We start from the raw sequence: 15,644 nt of genomic DNA, 5'->3' as shown, positions 1-15,644 counted from the left end.
TTTTGACTTCTGGTACAATAAAAAACGTTAATGAAACTAAACTTACAACTTAAACTTTGGCATGGATTAATTGCCATTATCCTACTTATTTCATCATGCAGTAAGGACGATTCACAACCTTTAATCAGTATCCCTACAGTAAGCACATCCGCAGCAATATCTGTTACAACAACAACTGCTACGGTTGGTGGAAGTATTAATAGTACCGGCGGTTCTTCGATTACGGAGAAAGGAATTTGTTACAGTACTAGTTCGAATCCAACCATTGCGAATAATAAAGTTGTTGATGCCAGTGGAAATTCAATTTCATCTATTTCCATAGAACTTTCGAAACTTATTGGTAGTACCACATATTATGTTAGAGCTTATGCTACAAATGCAGCTGGTACGGCTTATGGTTCAGAAATAACCTTTGCAACGGGAAACCCTATTGCAGTTGGAGAATTATATGGTGGTGGGATGATATTTTATGTAGATGCTACCGGTAAACATGGGTTAATTGTAGCGCCTTCTGATCAAAGCTCTAGTGCTATATGGGGTTGTGAGGGAACAGATATACCAGGGACTTCTGAACAAGGAATAGGTTTTGGTTTGTCTAATACACAAGCAATAGTAAATGGATGTAAAAATAATGCTACTGCTGCCGCAATTTGCTATAATCTAGTTCTCAATGGCTTTGATGATTGGTATCTTCCAACTGTTGAAGAAATTAAAGCAATGAATATTTTATTTACTACAAATGCTGCAGGTAGTATTAAATTGCAAAAAGGAGCAGGGTATATGAGTTCAAACCAAGACTATAGAAAAGTGAACGGTAAAATTGAACCTAAGAATAATGTTATCATGTATGTTTTTAAAAGTGCTGGAGATGTATTGTGGCCATTAACGAAATCTGAATCTAATTTGGCGTTTACCCGAGCAATCCGCTCATTTTAAACAAGAAAGGCTTCCCGAAATACAAATCGGGAAGCCCTTCTTTCAATTGCATCAATTACTTATTTACTTTTAGCATCTAGCGCATCGTCAATTCTGCTCGCTAAATCTTCTAAATGATATTTGCTTAAACCTGTTGCAGCGGTTGCACTTGTTTTTATCATTGAATCTAAAGCTTTCAATTCGCCTTTAACAACTGATACCACATCACTTTGTGAAGCTGTAATACCACTTTGAGGTGCTCCACCTCTACCGCCTCCAGCTAAAATTGCATTTACTGCGGTAGGTGCAGCAGCTGGTTTAATAATTGAAATTAATTTATCTACATACATTTTTTGAAGGTTTCTTCTATACACATCAATTTCCTGATTAGATTTTAATTCAGTAAATATTGAAGCATTTAAGTCTGTAACCAAATCGGTAATTTTATAAGCACTTGCACCATCAGCTGCTTCTGCAGAGATTAATTTAGTTAATGTACTTGTGCCCAACAATCTGTTAATTGTTGTATTCTGTAATCTGCCAACAACTTCTAAACCGTCTTGGTCAATGTTATCCAAAATTGGTTTACTCACCATCCAAGTTGGCGTTTTAAACAATTGAACATCTAAGAAATTCATTGCTTCTTTTTGTGTAGCAGCAGGCGTACGCTCGTAAACCGCACCAGCTTGCTCAACTGTTTTAGGGTTTTCATAAACACCACCAATATTTTTTGCAACATGCCCCATGTAACGACCAAATTGTGTAGTTAACTGACCATACATATTAGCCAAGTTATCGTAACCATCGGCTGGCTCTTTAGTCCAAACGGGTAAATTACTTAAAATAACTTTAAGGTTTTTGATACCGTAAGTACTTGCTTTCATTGCGTTATCCGATAAATCTTCATTTTGCGAATGCGGATCATCTGGATTAGTTTCTGTTCCGAACCACAACCTGCGATTTTTAGCAGATTCAATCGTCATTTTATTTAAAATCGGCACTTCTTGCTGAGCATTTTTTGTTTCTGGGAAATATTTATAACCCCACTCAATTGCCCAATTATCATAATCGCCAATGCGAGGATATAAACCTTTTGCAGAAATGTTATCTTCCGGCTGAGCAACGTAATTAAAACGAGCATAATCCATAATTGATGGGGTATGTCCATGTGCTTCTACCCATTTTTTATCCCTTAACATTTCAGTAGGAACAGTAGAGCTTGAACCATAATTATGGCGTAAACCTAAAGTATGACCAACCTCATGCGATGATACAAAACGAATCAAATCGCCCATTAGCTCATCGCTAAAAGTCATTTTACGAGCCCTTGGATCAACTGCGGCAGTTTGAATCATGTACCAATCGTGAACCAATTTTTGAACATTGTGAAACCAGTTGATGTGACTTTCCATAATTTCACCGCTTCTTGGATCAGATATACTCGGACCACTAGCATTTGCAATTTCTGATGGTTTGTACACAATCGCCGAATGACGGGCATCATCAATACTCCAGGTAGAATCTTGTTTATAACTTGGAGCTTCTTTTGCCATGATTGCATTTTTGAAACCTGCTTTTTCGAAGGCTTTAGCCCAATCATCAACACCTGCTTTTAAATAAGGAATCCATTTTTTAGGTGTAGCCGGATCGATATAAAAAACAATAGGTTTAATAGGTTCAACCAATTCGCCACGTTTATATTTTGCCATATCTTGTGGTTTAGGCTCTAATCTCCATCTTTTAATCAATTCGATTTCTTTAACGCCTTGAGGATTTAAATCAAAATCGGTGTAACCAACTGCAAAATATCCAACCCTTTGGTCGAAGTAGCGAGCTTTCATTGGCACTTTTGGAAGAATAACCAAAGAGGTATTTAATTCTACAGTAGATGAACCCGCTGATGCGTTACCACCCATTCCGGTAGGGGCAGCACCACCAAATGGCGAAGGTGCAGCAGTTAAACTGTAAGTTTTTACCGTACTAATTTCTACATTGGTTGGAAAACTTCTTAAGCTTTGAATGTAACTTCTATCAGAAAGTTGAGCACCTAATCTGAAACGGGTTTTTGCCGCAGGTGAACTGAAATAGAAAATATCGTTATCGCTATTTAAATATTCAGTAACATCAATTACACTACCTTTTTTATCGGCGGTGTACGCTGCGATGTTGAAAGACGCAGCAATTGCCTGAATGTTTGAATTTTTTAAAGACTGGTACATAGAAGTTGTACTATCCGGACCATAAGTTTTATAACTTATTTTGCGCATAAATATGCGATTGTTTGGTCCTTTTTCGAAACGGATAACAGAGCTACCAATTTGGTCGCCTGCATAGCCTTGTGCCGCCCTTACTTCTGCACCTGATTTAGAAATACGGCTAACTACTAAAATATCTCTGCCTAAAGTAGAATCTGCAATTTCGAAGAAAAATTTGTCTTCTAATTTATGCGTAGTTATCATCCCCTTTCTGGTAGATGTTTTACTGGTGATAACCTGATCATAAGGTTTTGGTTGAGCCCGAACTCCTGAGCCTAAGGCTGCTCCTGCCGCTCTTCGTGTTGTGTCACCAGGTATAGCTCCTCCTTGCCTTACCTGTGCCTGAGCAAATGTAATGGCAGAAACAGCAAATAAAATGCTGAGTATATTTTTTTTCATAACAATAAGTTGATTTGAAGGTAAATATATGGCAGGAAGTACTATTTGAAATGATTTTCAGAATAACTTTTAAGTTACAATAAGCCTATTTCCGCGATTTTACTTCAATATTGATTTCATAAGCTCATTAAGACTGAAGATCGTAACGATTACCTCAACAAAAAGCATCTTTATAGATTTATTTAGAAATTATCAGTTGCTTGCTAAGCACTAATCAAAGGCGGTAAATATTTAGTTTTAGAATTACTTTGGCAATTACAAAGATGATAAAGTAGCTAATGAATAATCTTAAAAACCAATTCTTTGTAAAGGTCGCCCTCATCAACATTACCACTACTTTCTAAGCCTTTGCTTTTTAAATCGTACTCTCGCAGCAAACTAATTATCTGAAAAACTTTGCCTGTATTATAATTTCTTGCTGCAACTTCATAATCCTTAATAAAAAACGGAGGAACACCTAAAGCAGAAGCCGCATCAGCTTTATTCGGCACATAATGATACTTTAAAAGCTTAGTAAAATAACCACCTAAGTTTGCCAAAACCATAACCATAGGATTTGCTTTTGGGTTATTGGCGAAATAATTTATGATTTGATTACACTTTAAAACATTGCGAACGGCTAGTGCTTTCTGCAGTTCAAAAACATTATAATCTTTACTAATGCCGATATTTTTCTGAACCAAATCTGTATTAATGATTACATCTTTCGGCACATTTAGCATCAGTTTTTCTATTTCGTTTGCGATTTTAGAAAGGTCTGTACCAAGGTATTCTGCCATCAATGCTGATGCTTGTTGGTCGATTTTATAGCCCTTTTCCCTTACAAAATCTTCAATCCACGGAACAAGTTTATAATCGCGAACCAAATCAGATTGAAAAATTAAGCCGCTTTTGCTTATCGCTTTATAAATTTTTTTACGTTTATCGAAGTTTGCGTATTTATAGGCAAATACTAAAATGGTACTTGGCAAAGGTTTTTCAAAATAATTAAGTACAAATTCTGCCTCCTTACTATTCCCTTCTTCCTTGGCCCACTTTAAATCTTGCGCTTCCTTAACAATTACAACTTGATATTCCGACATCATTGGGTAGCGTTTTGCTGCACCTAAAATCGTTGCCATATCGGTATCCTTACCATACAAAACGGTTTGATTAAAACCTTTTTCGGAATTGTTCAATAATTTATCTTCAATATATTCAGTAACCTGATCGATGTAATAAGCTTCCTCACCATGTAATAGATAAACAGGTTTAAACTTTCGGGTTTTAATATCTTTAATAATTTCGGCAGCAGTCATTGCTTGTAAAATTACAATTTAGCTTTTATGATTTTACTAAATGTTTATAAACAATGCTAACTTTGAGGCACAAAACGCTAATTAATTGCTGACTATTTTTCAGTAAAAACTTATAAAATGTTTAACCCTATTTCGCTTAACCTTCCAACTTATCCATTTAAAATTACAGAGAAAGGTGATGTAGTTTTCATTTTTGATGAATTAAGAAAAAAGCATTTGGTTTTAACACCAGAAGAATGGGTTCGACAACATTTCATTCAACATTTAATTTCAGAGAAGAAATTCCCAAAATCTTTGATTCAAATTGAGGGCGGTTTAGTTTTAAACCAATTGCAGAAACGAAGCGATATTCTGGTTTATAATACGGAAGGAAATAAACTTTTACTGATAGAATGTAAAGCGCCGAAGGTGAAAATTACGCAATCTGTTTTTGACCAAGCTGCCAGATATAACTCTATTCATCAAGCCAAATGGATAGCTTTAACTAATGGTTTGCAACACGTTTACGCCAAAATAAACCATGAAAAAGGCAGCTTCGATTTTATTCAAGAGCTGCCTGATTACAATTTGCTTTAGTATTTATTTTAGTGTTTTTATTTTAATGGTGCGATAACTTACTTCATTGCCGTGATCTTGAATTAGAATATGACCTTTTGGTGCTTCTCCAAAATTTTTCCAGTCTTTATATTTACTGATGGCAACCAGTTTTTTAAACTCTTCAGAGCCACGAACATATTCTAAAACTTTAACACCGTTTAGGTAATGCTCAACTTTGTTATTTGGATAAACTACTAAACGAGCATTATTCCAACTTCCAATCGGGCGAAGGTATCTTGGTTCTTTTTTGGCAGTAATTAAATCATATAAAGAAGCCAAAGTTCTATTTCCATCTCGTCCTAATTTTGCATCTGGATGTAATTCATCATCTAAAACCTGATATTCTAATCCGATTGCCGAACCTGTATTTTTCTCTTCTAAGGTTACAAAATATTTAACACCGCTGTTTGCACCAGGTGTAAGTTTAAATTCGAAAGACAAATCGAAAGCTGCAAACTCTTCTTTGGTAACAATATCACCACCGTTGGTAGATTCGGCACCCGAAGAGGATTGTACTTGTAAAATTCCATCATTTACTTTCCATCCTTTAGCAGGAAATGCAGTTTTATAAGCGCCAATCCAACCACTATTACTTTTTCCATCGAAAAGCAGTTTGTAACCATTTGATTTTTCGTAGGCAGATAAATCATTTGGTGTTAAATTAACTGCATAAACGCCTTTAGGGAAAAGCTTGGATTTTAAGTTTTCAGTTTGAATATTGATGTTTTTAAAATAAACCTTTTTTCCATCATTTTCCAGAATATTACCAATTCCATGAACCTGCAATCCAATAAACCCTGATTGATCAAGTGTATCGATTACATAAGAAACAGAAGCTCCATTTACCCATGTTTTCAGTTCATTACCAATACATTCTATTCTGTAATGGTTAAATTCATTCTTTTTATATAAAGATTTTGCAGATGGATTTAATTCAAGCGGATAAAGCCATAATCTTCTGGCTTCATCGTAAACGCCACCAGTCCACGCTCTTGGTGTTGGGTCTATTTCTACCTGCCTTCCATAAACCAAACCTTTACCATTGTTGCCTTCGGGTTTAATATGACTTCGGGTTTGGATGCCCGAATTGGTAGTTTCGCCTTCTAATTTTACATCCAATTCTAGGATAAAATCTCCATATTCTTTTTCTGTAATCAGGAATGAATTTGGTGTGCCTTTAGTCATGGTTCCGATAATCATTCCATCCTCTACTTTATATGGAGCGGCACCTGCAACAGCTTTCCAGCCGGTAAGTGTTTTACCATCGAAAAGTGGTTTAGCCTTTTGGGCAGCGACTGATAAACTAATTAAGGAAAGGGCAAGAATACTGTATTTTTTGATGTTTAACATGATAGGATTTGTTTGCTTAACTACCTTAGACACCTAAGAACATTTTAGCTGTTTACTAACTTGAGTTTTCTAAGATGTCTTGGATAGTGATAAACTAATTAATATTTAAAAATTTTTCCGTTGGCAATTACTTCTTGTCTGCTTTCATCAAAAACTGCCTTTGCTCCAGTTCGAACGGCAGCATTTGTCATGATGTTTGCAATAGAATGAGAATAGCCAGCTTCAACTGGTCCATTAGGTGTTTTACGGCTTCGGATACATTCCATCCAGTTTCGCATGTGGCCAGAAGTTAGTAAGTCGCCGCCCATATTCGCACCTGTTGCAGCTTTGATTTCCGATTTACTTAAATCGAACTCTGGTAAAAGATTTGGTTTTAAACCCATTGCCGCAGCTTCTTTTTCTTTTAAGCCACCTTTTGGAGAAACCTTGTTTGTTATCAGATTTAGTTCTCCACCATTAGAATAGTAAACTTCACCTACATCGCCAACGCTATTTTGCATTCTTGAAGTAAACGTAACCTGAAAACCGTCTTCAGAATTTGGCTGACCGTAATCAAAAACAGCAACCATCGAATCCCAATTTCTACGCCCATCTTTCCAAGTGTAAATGCCACCATTTGCCACAACACTTCTTGGATGTTTTAAGTTAGTAAACCAATGAACGGTATCAATCTGGTGCGACATCCACTGACCAGGCATGCCGGAAGAATATGGCCAGAATAACCTGTATTCTAAATATTTTCGAGGGTCGAAAGCTTCAGAAGGACGATTTAATAAAAATCTTTTCCAATCAATATCTTCTTCTTTAAGTTTTGCAACCAAATCTGGTCTGCGCCAACGCCCCGGCTGATTGACGTTCCATACCAAATCTACAGCAGTTATCGGCCCAAATTTTCCATCTTGAATATATTTAGCAGCATTTACATAATTCTCTCCGCTCCTACGCTGCGAACCAATCTGTACGATTCTATCGGTAGCTTTTACAGCTTTCAAAGCTGCTTTTGCATCATCCATAGTTTCGGCAAAAGGTTTTTCTACATAAGCATCGCAATTGGCTTTCACTGCTTCGATGGTATGTAAAGCGTGTTGAAAGTCGGCTGTACTGATAATTACAGCATCTAAATCTTTCATTGCATAAAGCTCATCGTTGTTTCTACAGGCTTTAATATCGTGACCAAATTTCTCTTTCAAATGAGCAATTCCTAAATCTCTACGGTAATTCCATAAATCTGAAAGTCCGACGATATCGAAATTTAATTCTTTGTTATGATTTAAGAAGCATGGCAAAAGTGTGTCTTTAAATCGGTCGGAAAATCCTACTACACCAACTCTTACTCTATCATTGGCACCGATTATCCGGCCATAGCTTTTGGCGCTCATGCCCATTGTGCCCGCATAAGTGGCAGCAGCAAATATTGCAGACTGCTTAATAAATTTTCTTCTGGAATTTTCCATCGAATAAATAGGTTTAGATTTAGGTTAGAAGAGCTCACAACATTAAACGTTTTATCAGCGCTTAATGAGTTCTAAAATAGGACTTTTTTAAAGAGGCTTTAGTAACAATTTAGCAACTATATCGATATGAATGGTTATGGGAGCAAAAAACCTCATCCTATGAAAGGAAGAAGTGCGTGTTCTTTTCTGCATTCCCTCTCTTTGAAGATAAGGAAACAAAGTTTTTGGTTTGAACCGGGCAGGAAAAACGGCCTCACCCTACGAAAGGAAGAAGTGCTTGTTCTTTTCTGCATTCCCTCTCTTTGAAGATAAGGAAACAAAGTTTTGTGGTTTGAACCTGGGAGGAAAAACGGCCTCACCCTACGAAAGGAAGTAGCATTTGTTGATTTGTACAATCCCTCTCCTCGAAGAGAGGGAAACAAAGTTTTGTGGTTTGAACCGGGGTTAAAAGCATTATCCCATAAATCCCTCTCTTCAAGGAGAGGGATAGTAATAATTTGCCAAAGCACAAGCATTGATAGGGTGAGGCAAAGAAACTTTATAAAAATAACCTCACCCTATTAAAGGAATTGATGCATGTTACTTTTGTGCATTCCCTCTCCTTTAAGAGAGGGAAACAAAGTTTTGTGGGTTGAACCGGGGTTAAAAGAATTGTCCTATAAATCCCTCTTTTCAAGGAGAGGGAAAGCAATAATTTGCCAAAGCACAAACATTGATAGGGTGAGGTAAATAACCTTTATGAAAATAACCCCACCTATTAAAGGAAGAATTGCTTCTTACATTTCTACAATCCCTCTCCTTCAAGAGAGGGAAACAAAGTTTTGTGGGTTGAACCTGGGTTAAAAGCATTCACACATAAATCCCTCTCTTCAAGCAGAGGGACAGCAATAATTTGCCAAAGCAAAAACATTGATAGGGTGAGGTCTCTTATCCCAAAACCGCTAAACTTTCTTCAATTATCTTGATTTTAGCTTCAGCATCTGCTTTTTTATTACGCTCATTGGCAATAATCTCAGGTTTTGCATTTTGAACAAAACGCTCATTGCTCAATTTGGCATCAACCGACTTTAAGAAACCTTGCAAGTAAACCAAGTCGGCATTCAGGCGGATGCGTTCTGCATCAACATCAATATTTTCTGTTAATGGAATAAAAAATTCATCCTTACCAGCCATGAAAGCCGTTGCACCAGCAATTTTATCATTTACTATTTCCGCGTCGGCAACATTAGCTAATTTGAAAACAATGTTTAACCATCTTTCATAATCAATATCAGAGTTTACCTTCACACTTAAAGGCAAGGTCTCTTTTGGTGAAATTTGTTTCTGATTTCTAACGTTTCTAATTTCAGCGATTACGGTTTTGATAACCTCTGCATCTTTTAGCAGCTTTTCGTCAATTGCACCGCCTTTCGGGAATTCCGCAACGATGCAGCAATCCATTTCTCCTCGCTCAGCAAATAAATCATCATGCCATAATTCTTCGGTTAAGAATGGCATATTTGGATGCAATAATTTGATAATATTTTCGAAGAATCCGATTGTGGCTTGATAACTTTCAGCATCAATTGGTTGTTGGTAAGCAGGTTTAACCATTTCCAAATACCATGCACAGAAATCATCCCAAACTAATTTATATGTAGTCATTAACGCTTCCGACAAACGATATTGTTTAAAGTTTGCTTCAATTTCTACCAAAGCCTCGTTAAAACGATTCTCAAACCACATAATTGCTTGTGTATTTGGGTTTGCTAAGCTTTCATCAACTTCCCAACCTTTTACTAAACGGAAAGCGTTCCATATTTTTGAGGCGAAATTACGTCCTTGTTCGCAGTAGCTTTCATCGAACATCAAATCGTTTCCAGCTGGCGATGACATCAACATTCCTACACGAACGGCATCAGCACCGTATTTTTCAATTAGCCCAATTGGGTCGGGTGAATTACCTAACGATTTAGACATTTTACGACCTAATTTATCGCGAACAATTCCTGTTAAGTAAACATTTGTAAATGGTTTTTTGCCCATAAACTCATGTCCGGCCATAATCATCCTTGCCACCCAAAAGAATAAAATCTCTGGTGCGGTAACCAAATCGTTGGTTGGATAGTAGTAATTAATATCTTTATTATTCGGGTCTTTAAAACCATCGAAAACCGAAATTGGCCATAACCATGATGAAAACCAAGTATCCATTACATCCTCATCTTGCCTTACAAAAGGTTCTAATTGATGTTTGAATCCAGCTTTTTCACTTTCGTTAGCACTTGTATCTAAATGTTTTTTCTTCCAAAATTCTTCTAAAGCCTCATCTTTAGTTTTGGCCACCACCCAGTTTCCTTTATCATCGTACCAGGCTGGAATTTGTTGTCCCCACCAAAGCTGACGAGAAATGTTCCAATCGCGAACATTTTCCATCCAATGGCGATAGGTATTTTCAAATTTATTCGGAATCAGGTTTACTTCTCCATTCAAAACATCATCCAAAGCAGGTTGCGCCATTTCTTTCATTTTCACAAACCATTGCATAGAAAGTTTTGGCTCAATAGCTGCATCGGTACGTTCTGAAAAACCAACCTGCGATTTATAATCTTCAACCTTATCTAAATGGCCTGCCTCTTCTAACATTTTGGCAATCTTTTTACGGGCAACAAATCTATCTTCGCCTACTAAAATAACTGCTAATTCGTTTAAAGTTCCGTCGTCATTTAAGATATCGGTAACAGGTAAATTGTGCTTAACCCCCAACTCATAATCGTTCAAATCATGCGCTGGTGTAACTTTTAAACAGCCTGTACCAAATTCAATATCAACATATTCATCCTCAATAACCGGGATTTCATGATTAACCAAAGGCACAAAAACTTTTTTCCCTCTCAAATGCGTAAAACGTTCATCATTAGGATTAATACAAATTGCAGCATCAGCCATAATGGTTTCCGGACGAGTGGTTGCGACAACAAGGTAGTCCGATGTCTGATGTCCGATGTCCGAAGATTTAGCTGCTATATCATCCGACTTTCCGACTTCCGGATTAACAATTCTATACTTAATGTAATACAACTTCTGGTTTACTTCCTTACGAATAACTTCCTCATCAGAAACCGCAGTTTTACCAGCGGGGTCCCAATTTACCATCCGGATGCCCCGATAAATCCAGCCTTTTTTATATAAGTGAATAAATGAATCGATAACCGCTTCAGAAAGGTCTTCCTCCATCGTGAAACGTGTACGATCCCAATCGCAACTCGCACCTAGTTTCTTTAATTGCTCTAGAATAATTCCACCATATTTCTCTTTCCATTCCCATGCATATTTCAGAAATTCTTCGCGAGAAAGGTCCTTTTTATCAATGCCTTGCTCCTTCAACATAGCCACAACTTTCGCTTCCGTAGCGATAGATGCATGATCGGTTCCAGGAACCCAGCAAGCATTTTTACCCTGCATACGGGCTTTACGAATCAAAACATCCTGAATCGTATTGTTCAGCATGTGCCCCATATGCAAAACCCCGGTAACATTTGGCGGCGGAATCACAATGGTATAAGGCTCACGCTCATCAGGTTCTGAGTGAAAAAACTTTTTCGATAGCCAATAGCTATACCATTTATCTTCTGTTTCTGCCGGATTGTACTTAGTGGAAATGCTCATGAAAAATTATTCAATATCAATTTGAGTGGCAAAAATACGTTTTTAAGGGCAAAATTTAAAGTAGAAATCTTTTGAAAAGCAAGAGCCGCATTTCATTTTAATGTTAGTCAGGCTGTGCTGATTTAATGTTAGTCCAGCTATGCTGAAAATTCAAGAGCAAAGGATAAAGACCAACCGCAAAATGGAACTAATTTTTTTTTGAAAAGCAAGAACAGCATTTCATTTTAATGGTAGTCCGGCTTTACATTTCAATCTTTTTGTGTTTGGCAGTGTGAGCTTGTCGAAGACCTGCAACAAAAAGGATTTTCACTGCAATCCGGTTTAAAGAAATTCCGTCTGTGCTAGAAAAAAAGAGCAAGGATAAAAGAGCAAGGAATTTAATTAATTACTAGATAATTCTGGCTAAAGCCAATCATTTCATTCTAATAATCAGGCAGCTACCAGCCTGCAGGGAATAGCAACAAGCTTAAATATATCGTTTTAAGCATCATTCACGCATTGCCGTTGGTTTCAACCAACGGAAGTTAAATTTCTAGCCACAGATTAGTTTTGAAAAATACAATTAATCATTTGCCATCTAATCCAAATCTGCAAAAACATCATCCAATGCCAATTCAAAGCCTGGCAAAACTGTCGAAGTAATTTTTTCGCTCAGCGTAAATATTTTCGATGGCTGGAATTTACCAAATTCATTTAAAGTGTAGATTAAAATACTTTGGTCGCTCTGGCTAACTACCCAATATTCTTTAACACCAAACCTTCGTAAACCTTATATTTATTTAGTAACTCCATTTTTGTATTTCCCGGAGAAAGGATTTCTACCACAATATCCGGAGCGCCAATACAACCGCGATAATCTAGTTTGCTTTTATCGCAAACAACACAAATATCTGGCTGAAGAACTGTAAATACATCTTTATCTTCCTTACTTTCTTTTGGAAAACGAACGTCAAACGGTGCAGAATAAACTTTGCAAGGCTTACCATCTAAAAAATTTAAAAATGGTTTTAACAAATTCATTGTTATCTCTTGATGCACTCTAGAGGGAGCAGGACTCATCTTAAAGATTTTCCCTTTAATAAGCTCTACTCGCTCTTCAAAAAGCCAATTTAAATAATTTGCATAGCTATAAGTTAACGACGCATCAATGTCGTTAAATTGCATAACCGGTTCGTCATGTAATTGTGGGTATGGAATTGGCTCGCTCATACTCAAATATACTAAAATTCATTCAACCTAAAATTTCATTTTCTGAATCCTAACTGCATTTAAAATGGCCAACAATGCCACGCCAACATCGGCAAAAACAGCCTCCCACATGGTAGCCAAGCCACGCGCACCCAAAATCAAAACTAAAGCCTTAACCGCAAAAGCCAATACCATATTTTGAATAACAACATTTCTGGTGGCTTTGCCTATTCGAATTGCCGTAGCAATTTTCGATGGTTGGTCGGTTTGAATAACCACATCTGCAGTTTCGATGGCCGCATCACTACCCATCGCCCCCATAGCCATTCCAATATCGCTGATGGCCAGCACAGGTGTATCATTTATACCATCGCCAACAAAAGCCACAACCTTGCTTTTATTTTTCTTAATTTCTTCCAGTTTGGCAACCTTATCTTCCGGCAATAAATCGCCATAAAAGGTATCTATTCCTAAAACTCCTGCAACTTTTTTAACGATAGAAGTTTTGTCTCCGCTAAGCATTACTACCTGTTTAACACCATTTGCGTGAAGTAATTTTATTGCCTCAGCCGCATCTTCTTTAATTTCATCAGCAATTAAAACATAGCCGGCATATTTTCCATCTACCGCTACAACCACAATGCTTTCTTCAATATCTGCAATTTTTACATCGTAATCAATATTGAATTTTTGTAAAAGCTTAACATTTCCGGCCAAAATTTCTTTGCCATTTACGGTTCCTTTCAAACCCATTCCGGCAATTTCTTCTATATTTTCGGCTGGATGGATTTCCTTTTCTGAAGCATAATCAACAATCGCTTTTGCAATAGGGTGTGTAGATTTAGCCTCAACCGCAGTTAAAAGATTTAAAAATTCCTGCTCATCAACATTGCTTTCTATTTTTTGCACCTTAAAAACACCTTTCGTAAGTGTTCCGGTTTTATCCATTACCACGGTGTTCAATTTGGTAATTAAATCTAAAAAGTTAGAGCCTTTAAATAAAATTCCATGTGCTGATGCAGCCCCAATGCCACCGAAATAACCCAGAGGAATGGAAATGACCAATGCGCAAGGACAAGAAATTACCAGAAAAACCAACGAACGGTACAACCAGGTTTGAAAATGATAATCGCTACCCAGTACCAAAAAAGGAATGCTGACCAAAGCCAAGGCAAGAAAAAATACAATTGGGGTATAAATTTTGGCAAATTTACGGATGAACAACTCGGTTTTAGCCTTTCGAGTGGTGGCATTTTGTACCATCTCTAAAATACGGGCCAAAGCGCTATCAGCATAAACTTTAGTTACTTTTATTTCGATAACTTTATCCAGATTTAGCATTCCTGCCAAAACATTTTCGCCTTTATTAATGGTTTTTGGTTTGCTTTCGCCTGTTAAGGCAGCGGTGTTGAAACTGCTTTTCTCTGATAGCATTTCTCCATCTAATGGAATTTTTTCGCCAGCTTTAATTTGAATGGTTTCACCAATTTCTACCGTTTCTGGTTTTACGGTTTCGTATTTTCCGCGGCGCAAAACCGTTGCAGCATCTGCTCTTACATCGAGCAAGGCAGAAATATTTCTTTTGGCCCGATTTACCGCAGCCATTTGAAAAAGCTCTCCAATGGTGTAAAAAAGCATCACCGTTACACCTTCCGGATATTCGCCGATGGCAAAAGCACCAATTGTAGCGATAGACATTAACGAAAATTCTGTAAAAAAATCTTTCGCTTTAAAGGTTTCCCAAACCTCTCTTAAAACCGGAACGCCAACTGGTAAATATGCTAAAATATACCAATACGGTCTGATGATTTTAAAGGCCTCAACCTTAAATACATTATCTAAAACAATACCAATCAGCAACATACCTAGCGTAACTACAGCAGGCAAATAGGTTTTAAATGATGATGGGTCGCCGCCATGGTCGTGCTCCTCGCCCTCCACGTGTACATGTTTATGTTCGGATTGTGGCTTGCTGCAACAGCTATCTTCGTTATTGTGGGTATGACTCATTGTAATTTTCTAAAACTATTTTTTTTGAAAAGCAAAAACAGTAGCATTTATGTGCCTTTGTTCCCGCCATCGCTACAAATCCTCAGCCAAAGAAAAATTGGCTTGCGGGTTTTTCGCTTTGTCGGGTTTAGGTGGCGAAAATAGAAGCACTACACCAAGTTATTTAAACCCGATTGCCGCGAAAACCAAAAGCTTTTTCTGCTTTTGTTGTAGCAAAAGCGGGACTATAAATTCCTATGGAATACTGAACGTTATTTTTCAAATCCTGTAAATATAAACATGCATTTTTTCTAAATCAATGCTTTATCCTGAATCATTCTTGATAATGAAATTTATTACATCTACACAATAAATTATGTTAAAAAATGTTAATAGTGTATAAAGATTAAAAAATCATGAAATCTCTAAAATTCCATTTTTCTCCTACCGATTTTATTAGACGTTTGGGTTTAGCTAAAATTTACTACTGGTTTAATAGGTAATATTTCTATTATATAGTATCAGTTTTAGTTTGTATTTGCTAAATTTCG

Annotated in this window: 8 protein-coding genes and 1 pseudogene; 2 read left to right on the top strand and 7 right to left on the bottom strand. The window is 36.9% G+C overall.

The features are described from left to right. The first annotated feature begins 30 nt into the window (after positions 1–30). Entirely contained in the window at positions 31–936 is a 906-nt protein-coding gene (locus tag D7004_RS06855; protein ID WP_123205133.1) for a hypothetical protein, read from the top strand. A 59-nt stretch (positions 937–995) separates the two neighbouring features. Here the strand turns inward: D7004_RS06855 and D7004_RS06850 are convergent, their stop codons facing one another. Both D7004_RS06850 and holA read right to left on the bottom strand, forming a co-directional pair. Next, positions 996–3,569 carry a zinc-dependent metalloprotease gene (locus tag D7004_RS06850; protein WP_123205132.1) on the bottom strand — a complete coding sequence of 858 codons (2,574 nt, stop codon included), beginning with the start codon at positions 3,567–3,569 and terminating at the stop codon, positions 996–998. A gap of 275 nt (positions 3,570–3,844) precedes the next feature. Further along, positions 3,845–4,867, bottom strand: a complete 1,023-nt coding sequence (gene holA, locus D7004_RS06845; RefSeq protein WP_123205131.1) for a DNA polymerase III subunit delta — start codon at positions 4,865–4,867, stop codon at positions 3,845–3,847. A 117-nt stretch (positions 4,868–4,984) separates the two neighbouring features. Here holA and D7004_RS06840 point away from each other — a divergent pair, with 117 nt between their 5' ends. Next, a complete protein-coding gene (locus D7004_RS06840) occupies positions 4,985–5,443 on the top strand; it encodes a type I restriction enzyme HsdR N-terminal domain-containing protein (RefSeq protein WP_123205130.1) in 459 nt (152 codons plus the stop codon). Positions 5,444–5,446: 3 nt separating this feature from the next. Here the strand turns inward: D7004_RS06840 and D7004_RS06835 are convergent, their stop codons facing one another. From D7004_RS06835 to D7004_RS06810, 5 genes and pseudogenes are all read right to left on the bottom strand, one after another. Beyond that, positions 5,447–6,814 carry a 3-keto-disaccharide hydrolase gene (locus D7004_RS06835; protein WP_123205129.1) on the bottom strand — a complete coding sequence of 456 codons (1,368 nt, stop codon included), beginning with the start codon at positions 6,812–6,814 and terminating at the stop codon, positions 5,447–5,449. A gap of 98 nt (positions 6,815–6,912) precedes the next feature. Then, on the bottom strand, positions 6,913–8,268 hold the full coding sequence (locus D7004_RS06830) for a Gfo/Idh/MocA family protein (protein ID WP_123205128.1): 1,356 nt from the start codon (positions 8,266–8,268) through the stop codon (positions 6,913–6,915). 927 nt (positions 8,269–9,195) lie between these two features. Next, positions 9,196–11,916: a valine--tRNA ligase gene (locus tag D7004_RS06820; RefSeq protein ID WP_123205126.1), complete on the bottom strand. Its 2,721-nt coding sequence runs from the start codon at positions 11,914–11,916 to the stop codon at positions 9,196–9,198. 577 nt (positions 11,917–12,493) lie between these two features. Further along, positions 12,494–12,975: pseudogene (locus D7004_RS06815) on the bottom strand (Uma2 family endonuclease). A 177-nt stretch (positions 12,976–13,152) separates the two neighbouring features. After that, positions 13,153–15,114, bottom strand: a complete 1,962-nt coding sequence (locus D7004_RS06810; protein ID WP_167459429.1) for a heavy metal translocating P-type ATPase — start codon at positions 15,112–15,114, stop codon at positions 13,153–13,155. Positions 15,115–15,644 lie beyond the last annotated feature (530 nt).

Origin of the sequence: Pedobacter jejuensis (genome assembly GCF_003725795.1) — a bacterium.
GTDB classification, from domain to species: domain Bacteria; phylum Bacteroidota; class Bacteroidia; order Sphingobacteriales; family Sphingobacteriaceae; genus Pedobacter; species Pedobacter jejuensis.
Note: the sequence above shows the minus strand (reverse complement) of the source record. Positions and strands in the feature narration are given on the sequence as shown.